This is a genomic window from Streptomyces sp. NPDC049627 (assembly GCF_044465645.1).
Classification (GTDB): domain Bacteria; phylum Actinomycetota; class Actinomycetes; order Streptomycetales; family Streptomycetaceae; genus Streptomyces.
Genome location: NZ_JBITLW010000020.1, coordinates 34,813 through 60,211 on the forward strand (window position 1 = coordinate 34,813; position 25,399 = coordinate 60,211).

Consider the following 25,399-nt stretch of genomic DNA (forward strand, 5'->3'; position numbering starts at 1 on the left):
GTTGTGGTGAAACGACGTAATGAGAGCGACGCGGCACCGCGCCGCCGGGCGCCCTCGGGCAACCGGGGCCTGCTGGTCGCCGGACTCGGCGCGGCGCTGACCGCGGTGCTCAGCCTGGGGCTGCTCCAGGCCGCCTCGGGCACCTCGGCCTCCGGGACCTCCACGGCGGACGCGGGCGCGGCTCAGGCGCCCGCGGCCGCCGCGGCGCAGGCCCGGCCGGCCGCCGACGCGGCGCCGGACCACCAGGTCGACATCATGAACAACAAGTTCGGCGACGGGAAGCAGCTCGTCGTCGAGGTCGGCGACACGGTCCGCTGGACCAACCACGACAGCGTGCCGCACACGGTCACCACGACCAAGGGTCCGAAGAAGTTCGACTCGGGCACGCTGGAGCAGGGCGACTCGTGGTCGTACACCTTCACCACGGCGGGGACGTACGAGTACTACTGCGCGGTGCACCCCGACATGGTGGCGTCCGTGAAGGTCGTCGCCGCGGACGGCGGATCGTCCGGTGGGTCCACCGGCGGGTCCACAGGTGGTTCGGCCGGCGGTACGTCCGGTGGCTCCTCCGGTGGGTCCGGTGGCAGCTCCGGTGGGTCGGGCGGGGGCACCTCGGGCGGTACGTCCGGTGGCACCTCGGGCGGTACGACCGGCGGTTCATCGGGCGGTACGTCGGGCGGCGGCTCCGGTGACGGCGAGCAGTGTGCCAGTGCCCGGGACGTGCTGCTGCCGATCCTCCAGCACCTCAACGCGGCGCATCTGGAGCGGTCCCCGGGACAGCAGGTGCAGGACGCGCTCGCGCTGGACGCGTACATCAAGACGCACACGGTGTGGATCGAGAGCATCCTGACGCCCGCCACCGAGGGCGGCGGCACGGTCCTCGACGACACGCTGAGCGTGCTGCTGGACCACATCAACAAGGCGCACCTGGAGGAGTCGCCCGGGCAGCAGGTCGCCGATCTGCTGAACGCCGACAGCTACGTGCAGATGCACACGGTCTGGGCGGAGCACCTGCTCGCCCCCACCGAGGACTTCCTGACCGACAACTGCTGACAGCACCCCGCGGAAGACGGACGCCGGTCCGGCCGAGGCTCAGTCGGCCGGACCGGCGCTCCCCCCATTGTCCCCGTCACCGCCGCCCTTCCGGAACCGCTTTCCAAGGAGACCGGGATGACAACCGTCACCCTGCCCGTCGACCCGCCCCCGACCGGCGCGCCCGGTCCGGCCGCCTGGCTGCCCCTGCCCGGCCGCTACACCGTGGCCCCCGGCCGCTCCCTCGTCGAACTCACCGGTCTGTGCGGCCCGTTGCCCGTACGCCGTCGCCGCCTCACCTTCGCAGCCGCGTCGCTCACGGTGCCGGCCGCCGAGGAGCCCACTGTGGAACACACCGAGGAATACCGCGAGGAACACCCCAGCGAGGAACACCCCACCCTCCGCTTCGAGTTCGACGACGCCCACCTCAAGGGCGTCCTCACCCTCGACCACGCCCACGCCCACGAGGGCGCCGATACGGTCCGGCTGACCGGCGACCTCCGCATCGACGGCACCGACTTCCCCGTGCTGCTGCGGCTGCGGGTCGTCGAGCGGGCCGACGACCGGCTGCTCGGCGTGGGTGTGGCCCGGCTGCCGTACCGGCTGCTGCGGCGGGCCACCGGTTTCCGGTTCGGCCGGCTGCGTCCGGCGACCGGGCTGCGGCTGCTGGTCGCCGGGGAGTTCGCGTGAGGGCGGCCCGGCGAGCGGTCCAGGGGGCCGTGCTCGTCCTGTCCGTCCTGCTCGGGCTGCTGTTCGCCGTGCCGGGCGGCAGCGCGGCGGCGACGTACCGGGTGGCCATGAGCGGGTACGCGTACCGTCCCGCGACGCTGACGATCCCCGCGGGCGCCACGGTGACCTGGACCAACCAGGACACCGCCCCGCACGACGTGAAGACCACGTCCGCCCCGGCCGCCTTTCACTCGCCCCTGCTGAACCAGGGCGGGAGCTGGAGCTTCACCTTCACGATGCCGGGGACGTACGCCTACTACTGCACCGTCCACCCGAACATGACGGCCCGGATCGTGGTCGAGGCGGCGGCACCGCAGACCTCGGCGGCCGCGCCGACCACGCATGAGCATGCGCGTTCCGGGACGTCGCCGGAACACCGTGCGACCACGCCGAGCCGTCCGGCACCGACGCGCTCACCGACCTCATCGCCCGCCCGTTCCACGTCGCCCGCGTCGGCTCCGGCGGCCGCACATCCGGCGTCCCCGTCACCGGCGCCCACGCCGGCCGCGGAACCGCAGCCCCAGGCCACCGCCTCGACGCTGCGTCCACTGGACCCCTTGCTGCTCCTGACGGGGATCGTCGCGGGCGTGGCGGTGCTGTGCCTCCTGCTGGTGGGCTCACGGGCGTCCCGGGGCCGGGAGGAGGAGGCCTAGGCCCTCACTTCGCCCGATACCGCCGCATCTTCGCCCGCGCCCCACAGACCTGCATCGAGCACCACCGACCGCGGCCCGCCGGGCTGCGGTCGTAGTACGCCCAGTGACAGTCGACGGCCTCACATGCCTTCAACCGGTTCCAGGTGCCCTCGACCAGCGCCCGGGCGATCACCACCGCCACTCGGGACGTCAGCGGCTCGTCGTCGGCGGCGGCAAGGCCGGCCGCCCCGTCACCGGCGTCGACCGTGACCAGCAGCGGAGCCCCCGCCAGCAGCTCCCCCAACGGCGTCACCGCCCGGTGCGGCGGGTGCCCGGCATGGGCGAGAAGGGCCGCCCGCAGGGACTCGCGCAGCTCACGCGCCCCCGGCACGTCCTCCTCGGCCAGCCCGAAGCGTGCCCGGCCCTCGGCCGTGTCCAGCGCGTCGGCGCCCGACTCGACGTCCAGCGTGTTGACCAGGGACTCGACCAGCTCCAGGCCCCCGGGCGCGGGCGATCTCTCACTCATGGCTGCACGCTACCTCCGGCTTACCCCCTTGCGACGTTACCGCCAATGCGGGAGCATGCGGTAACGCAGTTACCTCATACAGCACGGTAGGGGTAACCAACGCTTCAAGGAGGAAGTCATGGCCATCGCCGAACTGGGCGTCGTCGTCCTGGACTGTCCCGACCCCCGCGCCCTCGCCGGCTTCTACGCGCGCGTGCTCGGCGGCAGCGTCGAAGGGGACGGCGACTGGGTGGACCTGAAGGTGCCCGGCGGGCAGGCGCTCGCGTTCCAGGCCGCCCCCGGGTTCGTACCGCCGAAGTGGCCCGCGCCCGATCACTCGCAGCAGTTCCATCTGGACCTGACCGTCGAGGACCTGGACGCGGCCGAGGCGGAGGTGCTCGCCCTGGGCGCGAAGCCGCTGGACAACGAGGACCGCTCGCGCACCTTCCGGGTTTACGCGGACCCGGCGGGGCACCCGTTCTGCCTGTGCGCCTGCTGATCACGTTCACGCCCTGACCGCCGGGAGGATCCCATGGCCGCCCTGACCGTCTGCGTTCCGTCGTGATCGACTGCCCCGACCCGCGCGCCCTGGCCCGCTTCTACGCGGGCGTCGGCGGCGGTACGCCGGAGGAGGACGACCCCATGGGGGTCCCCCCGCTCGAGCGAAGCCGAGAGTGGGGGAGGGTCGTCCTCCAGCTGCCGGGCGGGCCGCGGCTGGCCTTCCAGCCCGCGCCCGGGCAGGCGCAGGACAAGGACGATTTCCGGGTGTACGCCGATCCGGCGGGGCATCCGTTCTGCCTCTGCCGGATCGAGCCCACCTGATCCGGCACCGACCAGGGCTACCCGTCGAGGTCCGCGATCTTCGCCGTCGACGGTTCCCGGCGCCGCTGTGCCTCGCGCGCCGTGAAGTCGGCCTCGCGCAGCACCCGCTGGACATTGCCCCAGGTCAGCAGCGCCAGGTCGGCTTCGGTCCAGTCCCGGCGCAGCAGCTCGGCGATGAGATGGGGGTAGCGGGAGGCGTCGGCGAGGTCCTGGGGATGGGTGGTGCCGGCGTCGTACGCGCCGGAGAGGCCGACGCACTCGGGGCCCGCCACCTCGCGCACATGGTCGAGGTGGTCGGCGACGTCCCGGACGGACGGTCCGGTCTGCTCGGCGGTGAGCGGCACCATGCACAGGCCGCGGGCGGAGCCCAGCGCGGCGAGCAGGTCGTCGGGGAGGTTGGCCGGGTGGGAGCGCAGGGCGTGGGCGGCGGAGCGGGCGCACACGACCGGAGCCTTGGAGACCGCGCAGGCACGGCGGACGGTGTCGGCGGAGGCTCCGGAGAGGTCGGCCAGCACACCGAGGCGGTTCATCTCGCGCAGCACCTCCTCGCCGAACCGGGTCAGCCCCGCCTCGCTCGCCCAGGAGGTGCCGGACAGGGTGAGGGCGCGCAGCCCGAGCTCGTGCAGGGAGCGCAGGATGGCCAGCGAGTCGCCGAGGGCGGCGGCCGCCGCCGGGCCGAGCAGGACGGCGATGCGGCCGGTGTGGCGGGCGTCGGTGATCGGCCCCGGGGCGTCGGCGAGGCGCAGGCCCTCGGAGTGGCCCCGCACTACGGTCTTCACCAGGTCCAGCTGGTCCAGCGTGGCGGCGACGGCCCGGTCCCCGGCCGGTTCCTCGGGCAGGTGGAGCGCCCAGAACAGTGCCGCGACATGGCCTTCGCGCATCCGCGGCACGTCCGTGTCGACGGCGCCCTCGCCGAACTCGAGGTCGACCCCGGGGAGGTGGCGCAGCGCCGCCGCCAGTCCGCTGTAGCCGTCGGCGACGGGGTGGGCGTCGAGGAGGGTATGGGCACGCTCGAGAAGGTCGGTGCCGGAGCCTTCGGCCGGGCCCGAGTCGCGTTCGGACGGCTTTGCCGGGAGCGGGTGGTCGGGCAGGCCATCGAGTTCGCCGACCTCGGGGCTGGTGTCCAGTTCGTCCTTGAGGTCCGCCATGGCGGTCTCCGTACGTGCTCGGGATCCTGATCAGCAGTACGGTTCACCGTCGCACGGACCCGGAGCGGCTTCCTGGTGGGCGGGGCGTTCGGGGGTACCGGCTGCCCCGCCCTGGGCGATCAGTCGTCCCGTCCGTCCGGTCCGTCCAGTTCCTCGATGGTCGCGTTGGACGGCCCCCGCGTCGTCCGGAGGTCACGGGCAACGTCCTCCGCCGCGCCCAGCACCCGTACGGCGTTCTGCCAGGTCAGCTTGGCCAGGTCGGTCTTCGACCAGCCCCGGTCGAGCAGTTCGGCGATCAGGTTCGGGTAGCCGGAGACGTCGTTCAGGCCGTCGGGGGTGAAGGCGGTGCCGTCGTAGTCGCCGCCGATGCCCAGGTGGTCGACGCCGGCGACCTCGCGCATGTGGTCCAGGTGGTCGGCGACCGTGGCCACCGTGGCGACCGGGCGCGGGGTGCTCTCCTCGAAGGCGCGGTGCACCTTCATCGCCTCGGCGGTCGTGTCGAGGTGGTGGAAGCCGTGGGCGCGCATGTTCTCGTCGGCCGCGGCCGTCCAGTCGACCGCCGCCTGGAGCACGAACTTCGGCACGAAGGTCACCATCGCGATGCCGCCGTTGCCTGGGAGGCGTTCCAGGACGTCGTCGGGGATGTTGCGCGGGTGGTCGCACACCGCGCGGGAGGAGGAGTGCGAGAAGATCACCGGGGCGGTGGAGGTGTCCAGCGCGTCGCGCATCGTCGTGGCCGCCACGTGCGAGAGGTCCACCAGCATGCCCTCGCGGTTCATCTCCCGGACGACCTCGCGGCCGAACGCGGACAGCCCGCCCACCTCGGGCTCGTCCGTCGCCGAGTCGGCCCACGCGATGTTGTCGTTGTGGGTGAGGGTCATGTAGCGGACGCCGAGCGCGTACAGCGCGCGGAGCGTCGCCAGGGAGTCGGCGATCGAGTGGCCGCCCTCGGCGCCCATCAGGGACGCGATACGGCCCTCGGCGCGGGCCGCCTCCATGTCCGCCGCCGTCAGCGCGGGGCGCAGGTCGCCCGGGTGGCGTGCCAGCAACTGCCGTACGCAGTCGATCTGTTCGAGGGTGGCGCTGACCGCCTTGTCGCCGGCGTAGTCCGAGCGGACGTACACCGACCAGAACTGCGCGCCCACGCCGCCCTCGCGCAGGCGGGGGATGTCGGTGTGCAGGTGGGCGGCCTGGTCGGTGGCGATGTCGCGGGCGTCGAGGTCGTAGCGGACCTGGGCGCGCAGGGCCCACGGGAGGTCGTTGTGGCCGTCGACGACCGGGAACTCGCGCAGGAGTTCCCGGGCCGCCCCCAGCGAAGCGGAGGTCATCGGCGTCACTTCCCCGCGCCGAAGCCGAACCCGCCCGCTCCCTCGACCTTGGCGCGCAGCCGCTTGCCCTTCTCGGTGGCCTGGTCGTTCAGGTCCTGCTGGAACTCGCGCATCCGCTGCAGCAGCTCCTCGTCGTGGGCGGCGAGGATGCGGGCGGCGAGCAGGCCGGCGTTGCGGGCGCCGGCGACCGAGACGGTGGCGACGGGCACGCCGGCCGGCATCTGCACGATCGACAGCAGGGAGTCCATGCCGTCGAGGTACTTCAGCGGGACGGGGACGCCGATGACCGGCAGCGGCGTGACGGAGGCGAGCATGCCCGGCAGGTGGGCGGCTCCTCCGGCTCCGGCGATGATCACCTTGAGCCCGCGTTCGGCGGCCTGCTCACCGTAGGCGACCATCTCGCGCGGCATACGGTGCGCGGAGACGACGTCGACCTCGTACTCGATCTCGAACTCGTCGAGGGCCTGGGCGGCGGCCTCCATGACGGGCCAGTCGGAGTCCGAACCCATCACGATGCCCACGACGGGGCCGACAGCGGTACTCATTCGGTGATCGTGCCTCTCAGATAGCCGGCAGCGTGACGGGCGCGCTCCAGCACCTCGTCCAGGTCGTCGCCGTAGGTGTTGACGTGGCCGACCTTGCGGCCGGGCTTCACGTCCTTGCCGTACATGTGGATCTTGAGCTGGGGGTCGCGGGCCATGCAGTGCAGGTACGCGGAGTACATGTCGGGGTAGTCGCCGCCGAGGACGTTGACCATGACCGTCCACTTGGCGCGCGGGCGCGGGTCGCCGAGGGGGAGGTCGAGGACGGCGCGGACGTGGTTGGCGAACTGCGAGGTCATGGCGCCGTCCTGCGTCCAGTGGCCCGAGTTGTGCGGGCGCATCGCCAGTTCGTTGACGAGGATGCGGCCGTCGCGGGTCTGGAACAGCTCGACGGCGAGGTGGCCGACGACGTCGAGTTCCTTGGCGATGGTCAGGGCCATCTCCTCGGCCTTCAGGGCGAGGGTCTCGTCGAGGTCGGGGGCCGGGGCGATGACGGTGTCGCAGACGCCGGCGACCTGCCGGGACTCGACCACCGGGTAGGCGACGGCCTGGCCGTGCGGGGAGCGTACGACGTTCGCCGCCAGCTCGCGGACGTAGTCGACCTTCTCCTCGGCGAGGACCGGGACGCCGGCGCGGAACGGGTCCTCGGCCTCCGCCACGCTGTCGACGACCCACACGCCCTTGCCGTCGTAGCCGCCGCGGACCGTCTTGAGGACGACCGGGAAGCCGTCGCCCTCCGCCGCGAACGCGGCCACGTCGGCCGGGTCGCTCACGATGCGGTGCCGTGGGCAGGGCACGCCGATCGCGTCGAGTTTCGCGCGCATCACGCCCTTGTCCTGGGCGTGCACGAGCGCGTCGGGGCCCGGGCGTACGGGGATGCCGTCCGCCTCCAGGGCCCTGAGGTGCTCGGTGGGTACGTGTTCGTGATCGAAGGTGATCACATCGCACCCGCGCGCGAAGTCGCGCAGCGTGTCCAGGTCGCGATAGTCGCCGATGACGACATCGCTGACGACCTGCGCCGCGGAATCCTGAGGAGTGTCACTGAGGAGCTTGAACCTGATGCCCAGCGGGATGCCTGCCTCGTGTGTCATACGAGCGAGCTGGCCCCCGCCGACCATGCCGACTACCGGGAACGTCACGCCCCTAGGGTATCGGCCGCGCCGGGGCGACCCTCTTACCGGACTTTTGCGGGCCTCTTCCCGACCTGTTCCCGACCTATGACCTCGCGCACAGGCAATCGCCGAGGGGGGTGGTTAGCATGGCTGGGTTGACGAAACCGGTCGGCACCTGACCGACACATCGACCGACAGGAGCCTTCACGACCATGGGACGTGGTTCCTCGGGGCTTCATACGGCGCCTCCGGTACCTCGCAGTGCCGTTCGGCAGCGGTTCGACCGGCTGGTGCGTGAGGTCGCCAAGTTCGGGGCGGTGGGCGGGGCGGGGGTCCTGGTCAATTTCCTCGTGTTCAACCTGGTACGGCATGTGACCGACCTCCAGGTCGTGCGGTCGAGCGTGATCGCTACGGCGGTCGCGACGTTCACCAACTACATCGGTTACCGGTACTTCACGTACCGCGACCGCGACAAGAGCCGTCGTACCAAGGAACTGAGCCTGTTCCTGCTGTTCAGCGTGGTCGGTCTGGTGATCGAGAACGGCGTGCTGTACGCGGCGACGTACGGGTTCGGCTGGGACAGTCCGCTGCAGAGCAACGTCTTCAAGTTCCTCGGCATCGGTGTCGCGACGCTGTTCCGGTTCTGGTCGTATCGGTCGTGGGTGTTCCGGGCGCTTCCTTCGGAGGAGGCGGTGGCCGGTGCGGAATCGTTCCTGACGACGCGGCGGGCGGAGGCGGAGAAGCCGCGGGTCGGGCAGCGGGTGGGCTGACTGGCGCGGCCGCGCGGCGGGGCCTGCGGGTTCTTCCTCGCCCCCGCCGCCCCTACCCGTCCCATCCTCCAGGGGCTCCGCCCCTTCGACCCCGGTCCCTGGGGGCTGCCGCCCCCAGACCGCTTCGGCCCTTAAGGGGCCTTGTCCTCAAACGCCGGACGGGCTGAAGTGCGCGGGCCGGCGTCGAGAGGTGGCCGGCCCCGACGGGCAGCTCATCCCCACCCTCACCTGACCGTCGGCCCCGCATCCTGCGTCGGCTTCTTCGTCGGGGGTGTGCGGGAGAGGAACAGGGCGATGACCGGGGGGTTCGTCTGGAGCATTTCCAGGCGGCCGCCGTCCGCTTCCGCGAGGTCTCGGGCCACCGCGAGGCCGATGCCCGTGGAGTTGCGGCCGCTGATGGCGCGCTCGAAGATGCGGGCGCCGAGGTCCGCCGGGATGCCGGGGCCCTCGTCGGTGACCTCGATGACCGCCTGGTTGCCGGTGACGCGGGTGCGCAGCGCCACCGTGCCACCGCCGTGCATGAGGGAGTTCTCGATCAGCGCGGCGAGGACCTGGGCCACCGCGCCCGGCGTGCCGACCGCCTGGAGGTGGCGCTTGCCCGAGCTGACGATCGCCCGGCCCGCGCTGCGGTACGCCGGGCGCCATTCGGCGAGCTGCTGCTGGATGACCTCGTCCAGGTCGAAGGTGACGGCGGAGCCGTTGCGGGGGTCCCGGGAGTTCGTCAGGAGGCGTTCGACCACGTCCGTGAGGCGCTCCACCTGGGTCAGAGCGATCGTCGCCTCCTCCTTCACCGTGTCCGGATCGTCGGTGAGGGTAATCTCCTCCAGGCGCATGGAGAGGGCCGTGAGCGGGGTGCGGAGCTGGTGGGAGGCGTCCGCGGCCAGGCGGCGTTCGGCTGTGAGCATGCGTGCGATGCGCTCGGCGGAGGAGTCGAGGACGTCCGCCACGCGGTCCAGCTCCGGGACGCCGTACCGCTTGTGGCGTGGGCGGGGATCGCCCGAGCCGAGACGTTCCGCCGTCTCCGCGAGGTCGGTGAGCGGGGAGGCGAGGCGGTTCGCCTGGCGCACCGCGAGCAGGACCGCCGCGATCACCGCCAGCAGCGCCACCGCCCCGATGATCAGCAGCGTCCGGCCGACCTCCCGCGTCACCGACGAACGCGGCTCCTGAACGGTGATCGTCTCGCCCTCTTCGCCGGTCTGCCGGGCGCTGATGACCTCACCGGTCGGCCTGGTGCCCACCTCGATCAGCGGTTTCCCGGGGATCCGGATCTCGGCGTAACGATCCCCCTGGATCTGGTCCCGCAGCACCTTCGCGTCGACGGTCTCGTCCCCGAGCAGCCGGCTGTCCACGATGCTGATCAGCCGGACCGCCTCGGTGTCCACCCGTTCCTGCGCGGTGTTGGTGATCGTCCGCGTCTCGACGATCACCAGTGACACGCCGAACACGGCGATCACCACGAGAACGACAGCGAGGGTGGACTGGATCAGTCGGCGGCGCATGTCCTCTTACTCACCTGTACGTCTGTACGGCTGTACGGCCGTGAGCTCAGCTCTTCTCGAAACGGAAGCCCACGCCCCGTACCGTCGCGATGTAGCGAGGGTTCGCCGCGTCGTCGCCCAGCTTCTTGCGCAACCAGGAGATGTGCATGTCGAGGGTCTTGGTGGAGGACCACCAGGTCGTGTCCCACACCTCGCGCATCAACTGGTCGCGGGTGACCACCCGGCCCGCGTCCCGCACCAGCACCCGCAGCAGATCGAACTCCTTGGCCGTCAGCTGGAGTTCCTCGTCCCCCATCCACGCCCGGTGCGACTCGACGTCGATCCGCACGCCGTGCGTGGCAGGCGGCTGCTGCGGTTCGGCGGCGCCGCGCCGGAGCAGGGCCCGCACCCGCGCGAGCAGTTCGGCGAGCCGGAACGGCTTGGTGACGTAGTCGTCGGCACCCGCGTCCAGGCCGACGACGGTGTCCACCTCGTCGGCGCGCGCGGTCAGGATGAGGATCGGCACGGTGTGACCGTCGGCCCGCAGCCGGCGGGCCACCTCCAGGCCGTCCATGCCGGGCAGGCCGAGGTCCAGCACGACCAGGTCGACTCCGCCCTGCATTCCTGCGTCGAGTGCGGTGGGTCCGTCCTCCCGCACCTCGACCTCGTACCCTTCCCGGCGCAGTGCGCGGGCCAGCGGCTCCGAAATGGACGCGTCGTCCTCGGCGAGCAGTACACGGGTCATGAGCTGATGGTAGTCCGCCCATGACAAGAGCCGGGGTGTGATCGGACGCCTTGATTCTTACCGTCCTTCGGGGCGTCTCTTACCTTCCGGCGCTGTGGTACAGACCTATGCCTACGAGGTGCGATCCTGAAAAGGACCTTCGAAAGGGTGCCTGCGGTTCCCTCGACACCTGTGATCCGTGTCTCAAGTCCTTCCATATCCGGCAGTGTCCTGACGTATGGTGAATCTACGCCTGTAGCACTGCAGGGACCTTTGGCGGCACTTGACGCTGAGGGTCTCTTTTATGTGCGCGCACGTTTGTGCGCGTGAAAAGGAATGACCTGTGGCCGGGCCCCTGAAAGACGGGGGCGTGGATCCCGGCGGTCGCCGTCTTCCGCTCCGCGACCCGGAGCGGAACTCCCCTGGGCGTGGGTGGGCGGCCGTACCCGCCGGTGCCGGCTCCCCCCCACCGGGCGCGTGACCGTTCGATGTCGTGCGCGTCCCGACCAGCAAGGAACGACCATGGCGTCCAGCCTGACGAAGGACTCGGCCCGCCCGGGCACCCCCGGCACCGAGAAGACCTTCTTCGGCCACCCCCGCGGTATGGCCACGCTCTTCATGACGGAGATGTGGGAGCGCTTTTCCTGGTACGGAATGCGCGGCATTCTCGTCCTCTACTTGATCGCGGGCGTCCTCGACGGCCCCCTGGCGGGCCGGGAAGCCCTGGCCGCCTCGATCTACGGCGTCTACAACGCGGTCGTGTACATGGCCGCCATGCCCGGCGGCTGGGTCGCCGACCGCCTCTGGGGTGCCCGTAAGGCCGTGCTCGTCGGCGGCATCGTCATCGCGGCAGGCCACTTCACGCTGGCGATCCCCGCGGACGTCGCCTTCTTCTGCGGTCTCGGCCTGATCGCGATCGGCACCGGACTGCTGAAGCCGAACATCTCCGCGATGGTCGGCGGCCTCTACGAGGGCCAGCCCAGCGCCCGCCGCGACGCCGGCTTCACGCTCTTCTACATGGCGATCAACATCGGTGGCATGGCCGCCCCGCTGGTCGTCGGCTACCTCGGCGAGAACGTCAACTGGCACCTCGGCTTCGGTGTCGCCGGTGTCGGTATGACCCTCGCCGTCATCCAGTACGTCCTCGGCGGCCGCCACCTCGGCGACATCGGCAAGGAGCCCGGCACCCCGGCCTCCCCCGAGGAGAAGCGCGCCGCGCTGCGCAAGGTCGCGCTGTGGGGCGGCATTGCCGTCGCCGCGCTGGTCCTGGACCTCCTGCTGGGTACGTACGACATCGAGCACATCGTCAATGTGCTCGCGATCCTCGGCATCGTGGTGCCGATCGTCTACTTCGTGACGATGTACCGGAACCCGGCCCTGGCCACCGAGGACAAGCCGAAGATCCAGGCCTTCGCCTGGTTCTTCGCCACCGCCGTGCTGTTCTGGATGATCTACGACCAGTCCGGTTCGCTGCTGACGATCTTCGCGGACGGCAAGACCGACCGCATGATCGGCGGCTGGGAGTTCCCGGCGTCCTGGTACCAGTCGGTCAACCCGGCCATGGTCATCGTGCTCGCCCCGGTCTTCGCCGCTGTGTGGGTGAAGCTGGCCAAGCGCAACCGTGAGCCCAGCACCCCCATGAAGTTCGCCCTGGCGATGCTCCTCATCGGTGGCTCGTTCGGCATCATGGGCCTGGCCGGCGCCGCCGCCGCGAACAGCGACACGGGCAAGGTCACCGTCTTCTGGCTGCTGAGCGTCTACCTGGTGCAGACCCTCGGCGAGATGTGCCTGTCGCCGGTGGGCCTGTCCCTGTCGACGAAGCTGGCGCCGAAGCAGTTCGTCGGCCAGATCATGGGCCTGTGGTTCCTGGCCACCGCGACGGGCAACGCGCTCAACGGCTGGACCACCAAGCTGAACGCTCCGCTGGGTGACGCCGTGTACTACACGATGTGGGCCGTCATCGCCGTTGCCGCGGGGCTGGCGTTCATGATGGCCGGGCGCAAGATCCGTGCCCTGATGGGCGACGTGCGCTAGCGCTGTGCTTGAGCCGACGGGGCCGCTGGAATCCAGGTGGGTTTCAGCGGCCCCGTTGCTCTGTGCGGCTGTGCGCGGTTCCCCGCGCCCCTAGGAGGTCGGCTAACGCAGCCTGCGTCCTGGCATGAACGTGAAGACCGCGCCTCCCAGCAACAGCGCCGTCCCCGCCACCAGACCCAGTGCCTTCAGCGCGCCGTGGTCCTCCGCTCCCGTCGCCGCCAAGCCGCCGTCCGTCGACGAGCCGCCCGCCGAACCCCCTGCCGAACCGCCGCCCGACGCGCCGCTCGCCTGCTCGGCCGTGTCCAGGGTCAGGGAGACCTCCGTCTTCGTCGGTGTGCACGTCGTCGTCGTACCCAGGGCCTTCACCGTCAGGACGCCCGGGGAGAGGGTCGACTCGCCGCTCGCCCCCGGCTTGTACGTACCCGTCAGGTCCGGGATCTCGATGGGGTCGCCCGCCTTGATGGCCTCGGAGTTGGTCGGGCCCTCGACATGGACCGTGCCCTTGTCGGCGCCGCCCAGGACGACCTCCATGGACGGCTTGACGGAGTCCTTCGGGATGTCGGCGGGGCTGTCCATCACCGACTTCTTGAACCGGACCGTCAGGTCGAAGCTCCCGCCGTTCTTCTTGGCGTTGATCTGGACCGGCGAGGTGGCGTTCTTGTCGCCGATGGGCGTCTTGCACGCGTACGGGACCTCGACCTCCTTGCCCGTGAAGTCCGTCTGGCCGCCGTCGCCCCCGCCGCTGCCGCCGCCCGAACCGGAAGAGCCGCCGCTGTCCCCGCCCGTCTCGCTCTCACTGGGCGTCGCAGTCGGGGTCGACGGCCCCGTGGGCAGCCCGGTCGGCACGCTCGTCGGCAGCGTCGGCACGACCGTCGGCAGCCCTCCCGTCGTACCGCCCGGCCCTCCGCCCGCGCCCGTCACCTTGATCGTGGCCGCCGGCTTGACCGTCTCCTTGGGCGTGCACTTGGTGTCCGTCGAGATCGGCTTGTTGACGTTGATGTTGTACGCGTCCGGCGTCAGGGACACTTCGCCCGGTGCCGTCAGCTTCAGCTTCCCCTTCATGTCGGAGAGCTTCATGTCGCTGTTCTTGGGGATCGGCGGGTTCTGCCGGGGTCCCTGCATGGCGATGTCCGCCGTCTGCGCGCCGGCCGCCTTGAGCGTGCCCGTCGGCTGGACCGTGTCCTTGTCCAGGGCGAGGATGTCGGGGTTCTTCGACGCCGCCTGGACGAACTTCCAGACGATCTCCACCTCGTCGCCGACCTTCGCCTCGGCGGGCGCGGTGATCTCCACCTTGGTCGTGCCCTGGACCGGCGGCAGCCCGGAGATCGCGGGCGGGATGCACTCGGTCGCGTACGCCACCTCGGCCGCCTGCGCGGGCGCGGCGGCCACGCCGAGCAGCACTCCCGCGCCGCCGAGCATCAGGGCGACGCCTGCCGCGCCGGCTCTGCGAGGGCTTCGAGGACCGCGGGGGCTCCGGGGCCCGACCGGTGTGACTCTCCTTCGCTTGCTCACGTGGATCCCTTCCTGGTCGGAGTCGTGGGACTCGTCGGGCTGTCGTCGTGCGGTGCGGAGAGCCGACCGGCCGTGCCCGGATCGTTGTCCGGGGTGAACCACGGCAGGGTCGAGGAGGAAGAGGGAAGGGCGTGCCTCGCCTCTTCCCGGGGTTTCAGTCCCGGGATGCGCAGGGCCGCTTCGGGCAGGCGCAGACCGCGACGGCGGGACGTCCGCCGCGGCCGCACCCGGTCCACCACCGCCATCCCGACGCGGAACAACGCCGCCGGTACGACCAGACAGACCAGGACCCAGAACAGCGTCACGCCCCAGGGCCGGCCCACGCCCCAGGGCTGTTCGGCCATCACCTTGCCGCCGTATTTCAGGGAGACGGTGTAGTCGCCGTGCGCCCCGGCGGCGAGCTCCACCGGCAGCTCGATCCGTGCCTTCTTCCCCGGCCGGATCGTGCCGCGCCACTGCTGGTCCTCCCACTTGGGGGCGAACACCCCGTGTGAGGTGCCGACTTGGAAGACCGGGTTCCGGACGGCGGATGTGCCGACGTTGCCCACGGTGAAGACCAGCGTCCGGGCGGGCGGTGCGCCGAACCAGGTCAGCAGGCCACCGGAGCCGTCCAGCCGGGTGTCCGTGAGGACCGACAGGCGTCCGCCCGCCGGTTCCGCGGGCAACGGCTCGACCGCGTGCCCGGCCACCTGGAAGACGGCGTCGGCCTCGGCCTTCGCCCCCGTCACCGTCGCGACATGCACCACGCACGGGCACGGCACGGGCGGCTCGGCCACCGGCAGCTTCCGGCTGAAGCGCCCCTCGGCGTCGGTCGTGACGGCCCTGCCGTCCGCGTTGGCGCAGGAGTTGGTGCCGCCTCTGACGCCGGTCGACGGCACGGACTGGCCGCAGATCAGGAGCATCAGCAGGGCGCGCGGCCGCCAGCCCGCACCGGTGACGGTGATCGAACCACCTGTCCCCGCCTGCGACTTGGAGAGCTTCACGGTGGGCGGGTCCGCGGCCGAGGCGGGCTGCACGACGCCCACGAGCGGGATCAGGAACAGCAGCGCCAGCAGCGCGCCGCGGACCTTGCCGTTCATGTCACCGCTCCCGTCAACTCGGCGTCCCTGTGTGGCGGTTCGAGGACCGGCTCGCCGCCGCTTCCCGGCCTGCGGCGCCCACGACGTCGTACGGCGAAGAAGGCGCCGACCGTCACGACCGCTCCGGCGACCCCCGCCATCGCGCCCGACGGCACGAACCGCGCCGACACCTCCGCCGTGTCCCGCACCCCACCCGCCGCCGTCACCGTCAGCCGTACGTCGACCGCGTCCAGGGCGGGCCGGTCGGGCCAGGGCTCGGTGAGCTTGGTACGGCTGCCCGGGGGCAGGGCGACGGGCAGGGCGCGCGGCCCGCGGTCGAGGACGGGGCCGAGGACGCCGTCCGCCCGGACGGCCAGCCGCGGCTCCAGGGTCGTCGTACCGCGGTTGACCAGCTCGTACGCGATACCGTCGCCGCGCACCGCCATGTGCTCGACGGTCAGAGCGGACACCTCCGGGACGGTGACGCGCAGCCGGAACGGGACCCGCCGCTCACGGCCGTCCCCGTCGCGGACGACGATCTCGACGGTACGGTCGGCGGCCGGAACCGTCACCGTGAAGGGGACGTCGGCGCGGGTCCGGGCAGGGACACGCACGGTGCCGTCCGCAAAGGTCAGGCCGGGGGCGTGGAGCCGGACCGTGACGGGTTCCCCGCTGCGGTTGGTCACGGACACCGTGTCCTGCAGCACCCTCCCGGGCTCGCCCTCGCCGTAGAAGGCCGGCCGCCCGCCACCGGCAGGCGCGAGGGACCACCCCTCGGCGGCCGTCGCCGAGGAGGCGGCCCCGAGCAGCACGAGCAGCGACAGACACAGGACACGGACGGCGGTCGACATGGGCGGCTCCAGCAATCTCACGGTGGGGCAGCGCCCCATCAGGGGCGCGGGGAACTGCGCGACCAGCCACAACGGCGCCGCAGACGCCCGCTGACCCACCGCGGCACGCCCCATGGCGCACTCCCAGCCGAGCGCTCAGACCTGATTCCGCCGCGTCACCCACAACACCCCCGCCGCCCCCGCGAGGACCACCGTGCCGCCGAGGGTGCCGAGGGCGATGGCCGAGTCCTCCGGGCCGGTCTGCGGAAGCTCGACGCCGGAGCCGCTCTGGGTTCCGCCGCCGCCCCCGCTCGCGGCCGTGACGTCGAGGGTCAGCGAGGGCCCGGGGCTGTTGGTGGGGGTGCACGTGGTCGTCGTGCCGAGCGCCTTGATGGTGAGCACGCCTGCAGTGAAGGTGACCTTGCCGGTCTTCTTCGGGGTGTACGTACCCGTCAAGTCATTGATCTTGATGGGGGTGTTGGCGGGAATCGCCTCCTGGTTGGCGGGACCGGTGACGTTGACGGTGCCGCTGTCGGCGCCGCCCAGCTTGACGGTGGCGCTCGGGTTCATCGCGCCCTTGCCCAGTTCGACCGGGCTGGACGAGACGCCCTTCTGCCACGACATGGTGATCTTGTAGCCGCTGCCGCTCTTGACGCCCTTGATGTCGATGGGCGAGACGGCGCTCTTGTCACCGATGGGCGTCTTGCAGGCGTAGTTGACGTCGACGGTCTCGGCCCGAGCCGCAGGGGCGGCCATCAACACCGCCGAGCCGGCCAGGGCCGCGGCGGTCGCAAGCGCGGCGGTTCGCTTCTGCTTCGACACGGTCCCCTCATTCCTGACGGCACATCAGATCGGCCGCCAAGGTACGCCCGGGTTGTTGAGGAGGGAAGAGACGGTGCGCCCCGGAGTTGTGACGATCCGGGGGGTGTGCGAGGGGGGCCGAGTGGAGGGTGGGCCCCTCAGGGTGACCCTGGGTAACACAAGCCGTGACGGCCGCGCGGGCGAGCCCTCACCGCGCGCCCGCCCGCCACCGCTGATCCCCCCGCCCGGATTCCCGCACCAGGGACAGCCACCTGTCCCCACTCGGCGTGACCGCATGGTCCGGGGCGATCCCCGGACGGATCACCCCGTCGGCGTCCACCGCGAACCTCAGGTTCTGGCCGTTGCGCCCGTAGACCGAGTCGCAGGTCCAGATCCCCACCCCGCGGTCGGTCGAACCGCGGCTGTCCAGGCAGTAGTCGGGGTAGGCGTACGACTGCAGCACGCCGCGTTCGGAGTCGACCCGCCAGCGTTGGTCCGGCGCGGACGTGCAGGTGGCCGTGATGACGTCGGTGCCGTTGTACGGGTCGCCGTCGACGTCCAGGCACAGTCCCGTGGCGACGTTCACAACCTGGGCGTAGGTGCCGTCGGGCAGGCGGACGGGAGAAGGGGTCGGCTTCGGACGGGCCGTCTTCGTGGGCTTCGGAGTCCTTGCCGGAGAAGGCGACTTGGAGGTCCGTGACGCAGACGGCGAAGGTGAGGGCGAAGAGGGCGACGGCGTGACCGACACCGTCGCGGTCACCGTCACCGCCACCGGCGGCACACTCACCGCTGTGCCCACCGAGCCCACCGGTTCCTGCGACGAGGACGAACCGCCCTGCGCCGCCAGGAAGAGCACCAGCGGCAGCAGGGCCACCCCGAGCGCCGCCGACACCAGCACGATCCGACGGCGGTCCCAGGGCCGCACTCCCGTCGGCCACCTCCCCTCCGCGGCAAGGCCGACGGCCTCCCGCTCCCCGGCGCCGCCCGCCGCATACGCCGTACCGCCCCACGGAAGCAGCCCCTCCGCCAGAGCCGTGCGCGGCGCCTCCCGCATGGCCGACAGTTCCTCGTACGCCGTCGCGCAGTGCGGACAGCGCGCCATGTGCGCGCGTAGATCGGCACTGTCACGAGGGCTGTCCGGGCGGGCCGCCTCCTCGATGAGGCGGCCGAAGTCGGGGCAGTCGGGGTCGTCGGAGGTGGCGAGGCGGGTGCGCAGACAGGCCCGGGCCAGCTGCTGGAGCGCCGGGGCGATGCCGTACGCCACGTCCTCGCGGGTGAGGCCGAGGAGAGCGGCCGTCCGTTCCACCGGCTCCCGCTCCACGACTCCGTACCAGATCAGGCCCTGGGTGCGGGACGACAGGCTCTGGAACGCCGTGAGCATGGGCGGGACCGGGCCGGACGGACCCGTCGTGTTCAGGACGAGGAGCAGGCCCGCGTCGAGACCCGCGGCCCGCTCGTCCATGGCCCAGGTGCCGGCCGACCGGGCGGTCAGCAGCAGGAGCCGGTGCCGCCAGGGCAGGCCCGGGTCGACGCCGCGTGCCGTCTGACGGGCCGCGAGCGTGAACGCCTGGGCGGCCAGCTGGCGTGCCATGGAGTCGTTCGGGGTGCACAGGCGGGCGTAGGCGAGGACGGGTGCGTGATGGCGGGCGCGGAGTTCCTGGAGGGCCGGATACGCGGTGGCGGTGTCGGCGCGCAGCAGTTCGGTGAGCCGCGCGTCGGACGCGCCCGTGTGCATCCCACGGTCACGGTCCTCGCCGTCGTCGGCCCGAGCCATCCGCCTGCCTCCTTGCAGCCTTGCCACCCGCGCGGAGTCCTGAGCTACCGGCGGGTATGACGGCTCATAGTGGAGGAAGGGGAGCTTTGGGGAAAGGGTTTCTGTGGGTAACCCGTGAGCCTCGTGCGAGGGGCCGAACACTCTGTGCCCGGTATGACGCGCTGTGCCCGGTATCCGGCCGACGGATTCGGCGGGGTACCGGGCACAGCGCAGGTCAGCGGGAGGGCGACCCTCCGCCGCCGGTCGTCACTCCTCGACCGTCAGCCCCTTCCGGAGCCGGACCAGGGTGCGTGACAGCAGCCGCGACACATGCATCTGTGAGATGCCGAGTTCGTCGCCGATCTCCGACTGGGTCATGCCCGCGACGAACCTCAGGGAGAGGATCTTCCGGTCTCTGGGCGGGAGTTCGGCGATGAGCGGCTTCAACGACTCGACGTACTCGATGCCTTCGATGCCGTGGTCCTCGTAGCCGATCCGGTCGGCCAGCGCGCCCTCGGCGTCGTCCTCCTCGGGCTGGGCGTCCAGCGAGGAGGCGGTGTACGCGTTCGACGCGGCCATGCCCTCGACGACCTCGTCGTTGGTCAGGCCGAGGCGCTCGGCCAGTTCCTGCACCGTCGGGGCGCGGTCCAGCTTCTGGGCCAGCTCGTCACCGGCCTTGGCCAGGTCGAGCCGGAGTTCCTGCAGCCGGCGCGGCACCCGCACCGACCACGACGTGTCGCGGAAGAAGCGCTTGATCTCGCCGACGATGGTCGGCATCGCGAAGGTGGGGAACTCCACGCCGCGCGCGAGCTCGAAGCGGTCGATCGCCTTGATCAGGCCGATCGTGCCGACCTGGATGATGTCCTCCATCGGCTCGCTGCGCGAGCGGAAACGGGAGGCGGCGAACTTGACCAGCGCGAGGTTGAGTTCGACGAGCGTGTTGCGGACGTACGAGTACTCGTGGGTCCCTTCCTCCAGCGACTCCAGCCGCTCGAAGAGGGTCTTGGACAGGGCCCGTGCGTCCACCGGCCCCACTTCGTCGTACGGGGGGATGTCCGGAAGCCCGGCGAGTACGTCGTCCTGGCCGAACTCCTGACCGAAGTCGGGTTCGGAACGCACCTCGCTGTTCTGCTCGATGGGATCCAGATGTTCCGGTCGGGGTGCCGACGTCGCGCTCTGGGTATGCGATGCGTCGAGCCGGGGTGACATGATGTCCTCCATCGTTCTCGGCATATGGCTGCCGAAGCCTGTGCGTGCACTGCGGTGTGCGGCGCCTCCAAAGCCGGCCGAGTCGGTTACGTGTCTCTACTAGCCCTACCCGCTTTCGTGAGCCCACCGCAAGTGCGCTCTGTTCCGAAATGTCCGTTTCTGGGTGGATGTTCGGGTGTTGGAGGGCGTAGGGAAGGCGTAGTGTTCGAGAGCGTGAGTCAGCAGCCACGACGTCGGGAGTGAGAGACGGCATGGACCGCGGGACGGTCGGCAGCGCACAGTCTGGCCGACTTCTGGTCGAGGTGCGGGAAGAGGGCTCCAGTGCCGTCGTGACCCCGGCGGGTGAGTTGGACCACCACACGGCCGATTTGTTGCGTGAGCCACTCGAGGACTGCCTCGACAAGGGTTTCAGCCGGCTGGTCGTCGACTGCTCGCGACTCGAGTTCTGTGACTCCACGGGGCTGAACGTGCTGCTCGGGGCCCGCCTGAAAGCGGAGGCCGCCGGTGGCGGGGTGCATCTCGCGGGCATGCTGCCCGCCGTTGCGCGCGTGTTCGAGATCACAGGGGCCGAGGCGGTCTTCACGGTGCACGACTCGCTCGACGCAGCCCTGGCCGACGAGGCCGACGGGGCGGGTTGATCCCCCGCGTCCGACGCTGCATCAGACGTCACATCATTTGTGCCGAATAGAGGGGTGTTCCCTCGGCCCGCTCGGGCAGGAGACATCCTGAACGTGTCGGCTGTGATGTCGGCCACCGGGGGTGGGGGACTGTGACCGACCTGTCAGGCAAGGACGTGTACTGGCGTACTGACTCTGCGTGTCAATCTGTGCATTGTGTGAACGTTGAACTGGTGAATCGGTGAATCGGTGAGGTGAAGCGCTGATGAGCACCACCCGGCCTTTCTCGCCGGGCGACCGCGGCCCCGAGCCCAGCGGCGCTTCCGGGGCGTCCGAGGGGTCCGAGTCGTCCGCCGGGCCGTCGGCGGGGCCTCAGGTCCGCCGGCTGGACTTCGACGGCCAGAGCGGGGTCGTGCCGCTCGCCCGCGACTTCGCCCGCCAGGCGCTGTACGCGTGGGGCTGGCTGCCGGCCGCCACCGCCGACCAGCGGGCCGCCGCCGAGGATGTGCTGCTCGTCGTCTCCGAGCTGGTCACCAACGCCTGCCTGCACGCCGAGGGCCCCGACGAGATGCTGATCGCCTGCGACAACAAGGTGATCCGCATCGAGGTCTCCGACAAGGGCACGGGCCAGCCGGCCCCCCGCACGCCCCACCGCTCGGGTCGCCCCGGCGGCCACGGCATGTTCATCGTGCAGCGGCTGTGCCTGGACTGGGGGGTCGTGCGGACGCCGGGGGTCGCGGGCAAGACGGTGTGGGCGGAGCTGGGGGCGCCGGCCTAGGGTCCGGCGCCGAACCGGTTTCAGGAGGGCGGATCGTCCGCGAAGCCCTCGATCATCACCGGGCGAGCGTGACAGCCGACCGGTGCGTCACCGCACCGTTTCTCCACACTTCGCTGACCAGCGGCACCCCCGGCCGGTACGCCAGATGCACATGGCTCGGCGCGTCCAGCAGCAGCAGATCCGCGCGGGCGCCCGGCGAGAGGCGGCCGATGTCGTCGCGGCGGAGGGCCGCCGCCCCGCCCGCCGTGGCCGACCAGACCGCCTCGTCCGGGGTCATCCCCATGTCCCGCACCGCGAGCGCGATGCAGAAGGGGACGGAGGAAGTGAAGGACGAGCCCGGGTTGCAGTCGGTGGAGAGGGCGACCGTGACGCCCGCGTCGAGGAGGCGGCGGGCGTTCGGCCACTGGGCGCGCGTGGAGAATTCCGCGCCGGGGAGGAGCGTGGCGACCGTACGGCTGTTCGCCAGGGCGTCGATGTCCGCGTCCGTGAGGTGGGTGCAGTGGTCGGCGCTGGCGGCGTCGAGTTCGACGGCCAACTGCACACCGGGGCCGTGGGAGAGCTGGTTGGCGTGGACGCGCGGGTGCAGGCCCTTGGCCTTGCCCGCCGTGAGGATCGCACGGGCCTGGTCGCCGTCGAAGGCACCCTTCTCGCAGAAGACGTCGATCCAACGGGCGTACGGGGCACAGGCGTCGAGCATCTCGCCGGTGACGAGGGAGACGTAGGCGGCCGGATCGTCGGCGTAGTCCGGCGAGACGATGTGGGCGCCGAGGTAGGTGACCTCGTCCGTGTGCGCCGACGCGATGCGCAGCGCCCGCGCCTCGTCCTCGACGGTCAGGCCGTAGCCGGACTTGGTCTCGAAGGTGGTCGTGCCCTGGCGGAGAGCCTCGTGCAGGTAACGGGTGAGGTTGGCTTCGAGTTCCTCGTCGCTCGCCGCCCGCGTGGCCGCGACCGTCGTGCGGATGCCGCCCGCGCTGTACGGCCGTCCCGACATCCGGGCGTTGAACTCCTGCGTCCGGTCACCCGCGAAGACGAGGTGGGAGTGGGAGTCGACGAAGCCGGGGACGCCCGCCCGGCCGCCCGCGTCGACCCGATTGTCAGTGGCGGGTGCTTTGCTTTGATCACCGGTCCACGCGATGCGGTCGCCCTCGATGACGACGGCCGCGTCCTGGATCAGTCCGAGGGGGGAACCGTCCCCCAGGGAGGGGTCGTTGGTGACCAGGGCGGCGATGTTGGTGATGAGCGTGCTGGCGGTGCTCGCGGAGGTGGCGGGGCTGACGGTCGTCGCGTTGCTCATGGCGTCCTTGCTGGCCTGGTCGGCGGTGGGGTCGGGTTCGGGGGCGGAAGCGGGCCGCGCGGGTGGGCGGCCCGGGATCATCCGCGCAGGGCTTCGACGGCGTCCGCAAGGGCCCGCGGCACATCCGGTACGAGGGTGTGGACCCCGTCCCGTACGACGTGCCGACCCCCCACGACCGTATGCGACACGTCTGCTGCCGACGCAGCGAATACGGCCGTCTCGGCCCCGAGCCGCGGAAGCGGCCCTGCCGTCCTGACCGAGTCGAGCGCGATCGTCGCGAAGTCGGCGCGTGCACCCGGCTCCAGGGCGCCGGTGTCGTCCCAGCCGAGGGCCGCGTGGCCGTCGGCGGAGGCCGCCCGCAGGAGGGCCGCCGCCGTCCAGTGACCTCGCGTACGGGTGCGCAGGCGCTCGTTCAGCTCCATCGCGCGCGCCTCTTCGAGCAGGTCGATGACGGCATGGCTGTCGGAGCCGAGGGAGAGCGGGGAGCCCTCGTTCTGCAGGGCGGCGGCCGGTCCGATGCCGTCGGCGAGGTCCCGTTCGGTGGTCGGGCACATGCAGGTGCCGGTGCCGCTGCCGCCGATGAGGGAGATGTCCTCGGCGGTGAGGTGGGTGTTGTGGACGCCGGTGGTGCGCGGGCCGAGGACGCCGTGCAGGGCGAGGAGCTGGGTGGGGGTGCAGCCGTGGACCTCCAGGCACGCCTCGTTCTCGGCGGTCTGCTCGGACAGGTGGACATGGAGCGGGGCGCGCCGCTCCTCGGCCCACCGTGCCACGGTCTCCAACTGGCCGGCGGGCACGGCCCGTACGGAGTGGATGGCCGCCCCGATCCGTGCGTGATCGCGTTCCTTGAGAACTGAACAGCGTTCGGCCCAGGCCTCGGCGTTCCCGTCGGAGAAGCGGAGCTGGTGGGTGGTGGGCGGCTGTCCGAAGCCGGAGGACAGGTAGGCGGTGTCGAGGAGGGTGATCCGGATGCCGGCTTCGGCGGCGGCCTCGACGAGGGCCTCACCCATCGCGTTCGGGTCGGCGTACGGGGTGCCGCCCGGGGCGTGGTGGACGTAGTGGAACTCGCCGACGGCGGTGATCCCCGCCAGCGCCATCTCGGCGTACACGGCGCGGGCGAGGGCGTGGTAGGTGTCCGGGGTGAGCCGGTCGGCGACGGAGTACATGACCTCGCGCCAGGTCCAGAAGGTGCCGGAGCCGACCTGGACGGTGCCGCGCAGGGCGCGGTGGAAGGCGTGCGAGTGGGCGTTCGCCAGGCCCGGGAGCGTCAGTCCGCGGAGGATCTCCGCGCCGGGGGGCGGGGTGGGGACGTCGGTCCGGACGGCGGCGATGCGGCCGTCCTGTACGTCGAGGGCGACGCCCGGCTCGACGTGGGTGTCGAGCCAGGCCTGTTCCAGCCAGTACGTACGGGTCTGCTGAGTGGGCGTCACGTGCAGGCCAGTCCTTCCAGTACGTCGGCGAGGGCGATGACTCCGGCCACGCAGTCGTCCTCGGCGGCGAACTCGGCCGGGGAGTGCGAGACGCCCGTGGGGTTGCGTACGAACAGCATGGCCGTCGGGATGCTCCCGGAGAGGATTCCGGCGTCGTGTCCGGCGCCGGTACCCAGGACGGGGACGGTGATGTCGGTGTCCTTGCCGAGGATGCGGCCCAGTTCGTCGCGCAGGGCGTGGTCGAACTCGACGACGGGCGTGAAGGACTCGCGGACCACGTCGAGGTCGATGCCGTGGGCCGCCGCGTACTCCCGGGCGGCCCGCTCGATGCCGGTGACCACGCGGTCGAGGCGGTCCTGGTCCTCGGCACGGGAGTCGAGCCAGCCGCGCACCAGGGAGGGGACGGCGTTGACGCCGTTGGGCTCCACGGCGATCTTGCCGAAGGTGGCGACGGCACCGGCGAGCTGTGCCTCACGGCGGGCGGCGAGCACGGTCTCGGCGTACGTCAGCATGGGGTCGCGCCGGTCCACGAGCCGGGTGGTGCCGGCGTGGTTGGCCTCGCCCCGGAAGTCGAACCGCCACCGGCCGTGCGGCCAGATGGCGCTGGCGATGCCGACCCGGTCGCCGGACAGGTCGAGCGCGCGCCCCTGTTCGACATGCAGCTCGACGAAGGCACCGATGCGCGCGAGCCGCTGCGGATCGGCGCCGATGGCGTCGGGGTCGTAGCCGGCGGCCTCCATGGCCCGGGGCAGGCTGACCCCGTCCCCGTCGGTCAGCTTGCGGGCGTTGTCGACGGTGAGCTGCCCGGCGGTGAGCCGGGACCCGACACAGGCGAGCCCGAACCGGGCACCCTCTTCGTCGCCGAAGTTGACGATGGCGAGGGGCTTGGTGAACTCCACGCCCCTGGCGCGCAGTTCGTCGAGTGCGGCGAAGGACGACACGACGCCGAGGGGCCCGTCGAAGGCGCCGCCGTCCGGAACGGAGTCGAGATGCGACCCGGTGACGACGGCGTCCCCTGCGGCGGGGTCCCCGAGCCAGGCCCACTGGTTCCCGTTCCGGTCGACCTCGTGGACGAGCCCCCGCGCCTCGGCCTGCGCCTGGAACCAGGCCCGGCATTCGAGATCCGCACCGGTCCAGGCGAAGCGGCGGTAGCCGTGGGAGTCGGGGTGCCGGCCGATGGGGAGCAGCTCGCGCCACATTTCCAGGAAGGAGCCACCGGCCCGTGCCGGGACTGGCTGCGACCCGCCAGTCGGCCCAGGCCGCG

25 protein-coding genes are annotated in these 25,399 nt (G+C 71.5%); 9 read left to right on the forward strand and 16 right to left on the reverse strand.

Features of this window, described 5'->3' with window-relative positions; all coding sequences use genetic code 11:
• Window positions 1-6: 6 nt before the first annotated feature.
• The 3 genes from ACIBU0_RS40225 to ACIBU0_RS40235 all read left to right on the forward strand — a co-directional run bounded on the left by ACIBU0_RS40225 (window position 7) and on the right by ACIBU0_RS40235 (window position 2,414).
• On the forward strand, window positions 7-1,053 hold the full coding sequence (locus tag ACIBU0_RS40225) for a plastocyanin/azurin family copper-binding protein (RefSeq protein WP_398828763.1): 1,047 nt from the start codon (window positions 7-9) through the stop codon (window positions 1,051-1,053).
• Between the two features lie 117 nt (window positions 1,054-1,170).
• Window positions 1,171-1,722: a hypothetical protein gene (locus tag ACIBU0_RS40230; protein WP_398828765.1), complete on the forward strand. Its 552-nt coding sequence runs from the start codon at window positions 1,171-1,173 to the stop codon at window positions 1,720-1,722.
• Window positions 1,719-2,414 carry a plastocyanin/azurin family copper-binding protein gene (locus ACIBU0_RS40235; RefSeq protein WP_398828768.1) on the forward strand — a complete coding sequence of 232 codons (696 nt, stop codon included), beginning with the start codon at window positions 1,719-1,721 and terminating at the stop codon, window positions 2,412-2,414. The genes ACIBU0_RS40230 and ACIBU0_RS40235 overlap by 4 nt, the downstream gene beginning before the upstream one ends.
• A 4-nt stretch (window positions 2,415-2,418) precedes the next feature.
• Here the strand turns inward: ACIBU0_RS40235 and ACIBU0_RS40240 are convergent, their stop codons facing one another.
• Window positions 2,419-2,919: a CGNR zinc finger domain-containing protein gene (locus ACIBU0_RS40240; protein ID WP_398828770.1), complete on the reverse strand. Its 501-nt coding sequence runs from the start codon at window positions 2,917-2,919 to the stop codon at window positions 2,419-2,421.
• A 118-nt stretch (window positions 2,920-3,037) separates the two neighbouring features.
• Between ACIBU0_RS40240 and ACIBU0_RS40245 the strand changes: the two genes are divergently transcribed.
• Both ACIBU0_RS40245 and ACIBU0_RS40250 read left to right on the forward strand, forming a co-directional pair.
• The gene (locus ACIBU0_RS40245) at window positions 3,038-3,397 is read left to right on the forward strand and encodes a VOC family protein (protein ID WP_398828772.1); all 360 of its coding nucleotides are present in this window, start codon (window positions 3,038-3,040) and stop codon (window positions 3,395-3,397) included.
• A gap of 62 nt (window positions 3,398-3,459) precedes the next feature.
• Entirely contained in the window at window positions 3,460-3,720 is a 261-nt protein-coding gene (locus ACIBU0_RS40250) for a VOC family protein (RefSeq protein ID WP_398828775.1), read from the forward strand.
• A gap of 17 nt (window positions 3,721-3,737) precedes the next feature.
• Here the strand turns inward: ACIBU0_RS40250 and ACIBU0_RS40255 are convergent, their stop codons facing one another.
• The 4 genes from ACIBU0_RS40255 to ACIBU0_RS40270 all read right to left on the reverse strand — a co-directional run bounded on the left by ACIBU0_RS40255 (window position 3,738) and on the right by ACIBU0_RS40270 (window position 7,877).
• Entirely contained in the window at window positions 3,738-4,868 is a 1,131-nt protein-coding gene (locus ACIBU0_RS40255; protein WP_398828776.1) for a dipeptidase, read from the reverse strand.
• A gap of 119 nt (window positions 4,869-4,987) precedes the next feature.
• Entirely contained in the window at window positions 4,988-6,196 is a 1,209-nt protein-coding gene (locus tag ACIBU0_RS40260; RefSeq protein WP_398828777.1) for a dipeptidase, read from the reverse strand.
• A gap of 5 nt (window positions 6,197-6,201) precedes the next feature.
• Complete coding sequence (purE, locus tag ACIBU0_RS40265; RefSeq protein ID WP_398828779.1) at window positions 6,202-6,741, reverse strand: 5-(carboxyamino)imidazole ribonucleotide mutase; 540 nt, start codon at window positions 6,739-6,741, stop codon at window positions 6,202-6,204.
• A complete protein-coding gene (locus ACIBU0_RS40270) occupies window positions 6,738-7,877 on the reverse strand; it encodes a 5-(carboxyamino)imidazole ribonucleotide synthase (protein WP_398828782.1) in 1,140 nt (379 codons plus the stop codon). Before ACIBU0_RS40270 ends, purE begins: the two co-directional genes overlap by 4 nt.
• A 185-nt stretch (window positions 7,878-8,062) precedes the next feature.
• Here ACIBU0_RS40270 and ACIBU0_RS40275 point away from each other — a divergent pair, with 185 nt between their 5' ends.
• Window positions 8,063-8,620 (forward strand): GtrA family protein, encoded by a 558-nt coding sequence (locus ACIBU0_RS40275; RefSeq protein ID WP_398828784.1) that lies wholly within the window; start codon window positions 8,063-8,065, stop codon window positions 8,618-8,620.
• Between the two features lie 224 nt (window positions 8,621-8,844).
• Here the strand turns inward: ACIBU0_RS40275 and ACIBU0_RS40280 are convergent, their stop codons facing one another.
• On the reverse strand, window positions 8,845-10,119 hold the full coding sequence (locus ACIBU0_RS40280) for an ATP-binding protein (RefSeq protein WP_398828786.1): 1,275 nt from the start codon (window positions 10,117-10,119) through the stop codon (window positions 8,845-8,847).
• 46 nt (window positions 10,120-10,165) lie between these two features.
• Entirely contained in the window at window positions 10,166-10,843 is a 678-nt protein-coding gene (locus tag ACIBU0_RS40285) for a response regulator transcription factor (protein WP_020940464.1), read from the reverse strand.
• A gap of 501 nt (window positions 10,844-11,344) precedes the next feature.
• Here ACIBU0_RS40285 and ACIBU0_RS40290 point away from each other — a divergent pair.
• On the forward strand, window positions 11,345-12,856 hold the full coding sequence (locus ACIBU0_RS40290) for a peptide MFS transporter (protein WP_398828789.1): 1,512 nt from the start codon (window positions 11,345-11,347) through the stop codon (window positions 12,854-12,856).
• 102 nt (window positions 12,857-12,958) lie between these two features.
• Here ACIBU0_RS40290 and ACIBU0_RS40295 read toward each other — a convergent pair whose 3' ends face one another.
• From ACIBU0_RS40295 to ACIBU0_RS40320, 6 genes are all read right to left on the reverse strand, one after another.
• Window positions 12,959-14,275 (reverse strand): hypothetical protein, encoded by a 1,317-nt coding sequence (locus tag ACIBU0_RS40295; protein ID WP_398828791.1) that lies wholly within the window; start codon window positions 14,273-14,275, stop codon window positions 12,959-12,961.
• A gap of 89 nt (window positions 14,276-14,364) precedes the next feature.
• Window positions 14,365-15,447: a hypothetical protein gene (locus ACIBU0_RS40300; RefSeq protein ID WP_398828793.1), complete on the reverse strand. Its 1,083-nt coding sequence runs from the start codon at window positions 15,445-15,447 to the stop codon at window positions 14,365-14,367.
• Complete coding sequence (locus tag ACIBU0_RS40305) at window positions 15,444-16,277, reverse strand: hypothetical protein (RefSeq protein ID WP_398828796.1); 834 nt, start codon at window positions 16,275-16,277, stop codon at window positions 15,444-15,446. The genes ACIBU0_RS40300 and ACIBU0_RS40305 overlap by 4 nt, the downstream gene beginning before the upstream one ends.
• A gap of 135 nt (window positions 16,278-16,412) precedes the next feature.
• Entirely contained in the window at window positions 16,413-17,078 is a 666-nt protein-coding gene (locus tag ACIBU0_RS40310; RefSeq protein ID WP_398828798.1) for an LPXTG cell wall anchor domain-containing protein, read from the reverse strand.
• A 187-nt stretch (window positions 17,079-17,265) separates the two neighbouring features.
• A complete protein-coding gene (locus ACIBU0_RS40315) occupies window positions 17,266-18,831 on the reverse strand; it encodes a ricin-type beta-trefoil lectin domain protein (protein ID WP_398828800.1) in 1,566 nt (521 codons plus the stop codon).
• A gap of 246 nt (window positions 18,832-19,077) precedes the next feature.
• Window positions 19,078-20,031 (reverse strand): RNA polymerase sigma factor SigF, encoded by a 954-nt coding sequence (locus ACIBU0_RS40320; protein WP_398828802.1) that lies wholly within the window; start codon window positions 20,029-20,031, stop codon window positions 19,078-19,080.
• Between the two features lie 239 nt (window positions 20,032-20,270).
• Between ACIBU0_RS40320 and ACIBU0_RS40325 the strand changes: the two genes are divergently transcribed.
• The gene (locus tag ACIBU0_RS40325; RefSeq protein ID WP_398828804.1) at window positions 20,271-20,657 is read left to right on the forward strand and encodes an STAS domain-containing protein; all 387 of its coding nucleotides are present in this window, start codon (window positions 20,271-20,273) and stop codon (window positions 20,655-20,657) included.
• Window positions 20,658-20,901: 244 nt separating this feature from the next.
• Window positions 20,902-21,414, forward strand: coding sequence for an ATP-binding protein (locus tag ACIBU0_RS40330; RefSeq protein ID WP_398828807.1), 513 nt, complete (start codon window positions 20,902-20,904; stop codon window positions 21,412-21,414).
• A gap of 55 nt (window positions 21,415-21,469) precedes the next feature.
• Here ACIBU0_RS40330 and hutI read toward each other — a convergent pair whose 3' ends face one another.
• Genes hutI through ACIBU0_RS40345 form a run of 3 tightly spaced genes read right to left on the reverse strand, consistent with a single transcriptional unit; the run spans window position 21,470 to window position 25,334 of the window.
• Window positions 21,470-22,789, reverse strand: a complete 1,320-nt coding sequence (gene hutI, locus ACIBU0_RS40335) for an imidazolonepropionase (protein WP_398828808.1) — start codon at window positions 22,787-22,789, stop codon at window positions 21,470-21,472.
• Window positions 22,786-24,135, reverse strand: coding sequence for a formimidoylglutamate deiminase (locus tag ACIBU0_RS40340; protein WP_398828811.1), 1,350 nt, complete (start codon window positions 24,133-24,135; stop codon window positions 22,786-22,788). Before ACIBU0_RS40340 ends, hutI begins: the two co-directional genes overlap by 4 nt.
• Window positions 24,132-25,334, reverse strand: a complete 1,203-nt coding sequence (locus tag ACIBU0_RS40345) for an allantoate amidohydrolase (RefSeq protein ID WP_398828993.1) — start codon at window positions 25,332-25,334, stop codon at window positions 24,132-24,134. Before ACIBU0_RS40345 ends, ACIBU0_RS40340 begins: the two co-directional genes overlap by 4 nt.
• Window positions 25,335-25,399: the final 65 nt, after the last annotated feature.

Coding starts and splice junctions, on each gene's coding strand:
- ACIBU0_RS40230 (WP_398828765.1), top strand. CDS start 1,171: ATGACAACCGTCACCCTGCCCGTCGACCCGCCCCCGACCGGCGCGCCC.
- ACIBU0_RS40240 (WP_398828770.1), bottom strand. CDS start 2,919: ATGAGTGAGAGATCGCCCGCGCCCGGGGGCCTGGAGCTGGTCGAGTCC.
- ACIBU0_RS40245 (WP_398828772.1), top strand. CDS start 3,038: ATGGCCATCGCCGAACTGGGCGTCGTCGTCCTGGACTGTCCCGACCCC.
- ACIBU0_RS40255 (WP_398828776.1), bottom strand. CDS start 4,868: ATGGCGGACCTCAAGGACGAACTGGACACCAGCCCCGAGGTCGGCGAA.
- ACIBU0_RS40260 (WP_398828777.1), bottom strand. CDS start 6,196: ATGACCTCCGCTTCGCTGGGGGCGGCCCGGGAACTCCTGCGCGAGTTC.
- purE (WP_398828779.1), bottom strand. CDS start 6,741: ATGAGTACCGCTGTCGGCCCCGTCGTGGGCATCGTGATGGGTTCGGAC.
- ACIBU0_RS40275 (WP_398828784.1), top strand. CDS start 8,063: ATGGGACGTGGTTCCTCGGGGCTTCATACGGCGCCTCCGGTACCTCGC.
- ACIBU0_RS40280 (WP_398828786.1), bottom strand. CDS start 10,119: ATGCGCCGCCGACTGATCCAGTCCACCCTCGCTGTCGTTCTCGTGGTG.
- ACIBU0_RS40285 (WP_020940464.1), bottom strand. CDS start 10,843: ATGACCCGTGTACTGCTCGCCGAGGACGACGCGTCCATTTCGGAGCCG.
- ACIBU0_RS40290 (WP_398828789.1), top strand. CDS start 11,345: ATGGCGTCCAGCCTGACGAAGGACTCGGCCCGCCCGGGCACCCCCGGC.
- ACIBU0_RS40295 (WP_398828791.1), bottom strand. CDS start 14,275: ATGCTCGGCGGCGCGGGAGTGCTGCTCGGCGTGGCCGCCGCGCCCGCG.
- ACIBU0_RS40300 (WP_398828793.1), bottom strand. CDS start 15,447: ATGAACGGCAAGGTCCGCGGCGCGCTGCTGGCGCTGCTGTTCCTGATC.
- ACIBU0_RS40305 (WP_398828796.1), bottom strand. CDS start 16,277: ATGTCGACCGCCGTCCGTGTCCTGTGTCTGTCGCTGCTCGTGCTGCTC.
- ACIBU0_RS40315 (WP_398828800.1), bottom strand. CDS start 18,831: ATGGCTCGGGCCGACGACGGCGAGGACCGTGACCGTGGGATGCACACG.
- ACIBU0_RS40320 (WP_398828802.1), bottom strand. CDS start 20,031: ATGGAGGACATCATGTCACCCCGGCTCGACGCATCGCATACCCAGAGC.
- ACIBU0_RS40325 (WP_398828804.1), top strand. CDS start 20,271: ATGGACCGCGGGACGGTCGGCAGCGCACAGTCTGGCCGACTTCTGGTC.
- ACIBU0_RS40330 (WP_398828807.1), top strand. CDS start 20,902: ATGAGCACCACCCGGCCTTTCTCGCCGGGCGACCGCGGCCCCGAGCCC.
- hutI (WP_398828808.1), bottom strand. CDS start 22,789: ATGATCCCGGGCCGCCCACCCGCGCGGCCCGCTTCCGCCCCCGAACCC.
- ACIBU0_RS40345 (WP_398828993.1), bottom strand. CDS start 25,334: ATGTGGCGCGAGCTGCTCCCCATCGGCCGGCACCCCGACTCCCACGGC.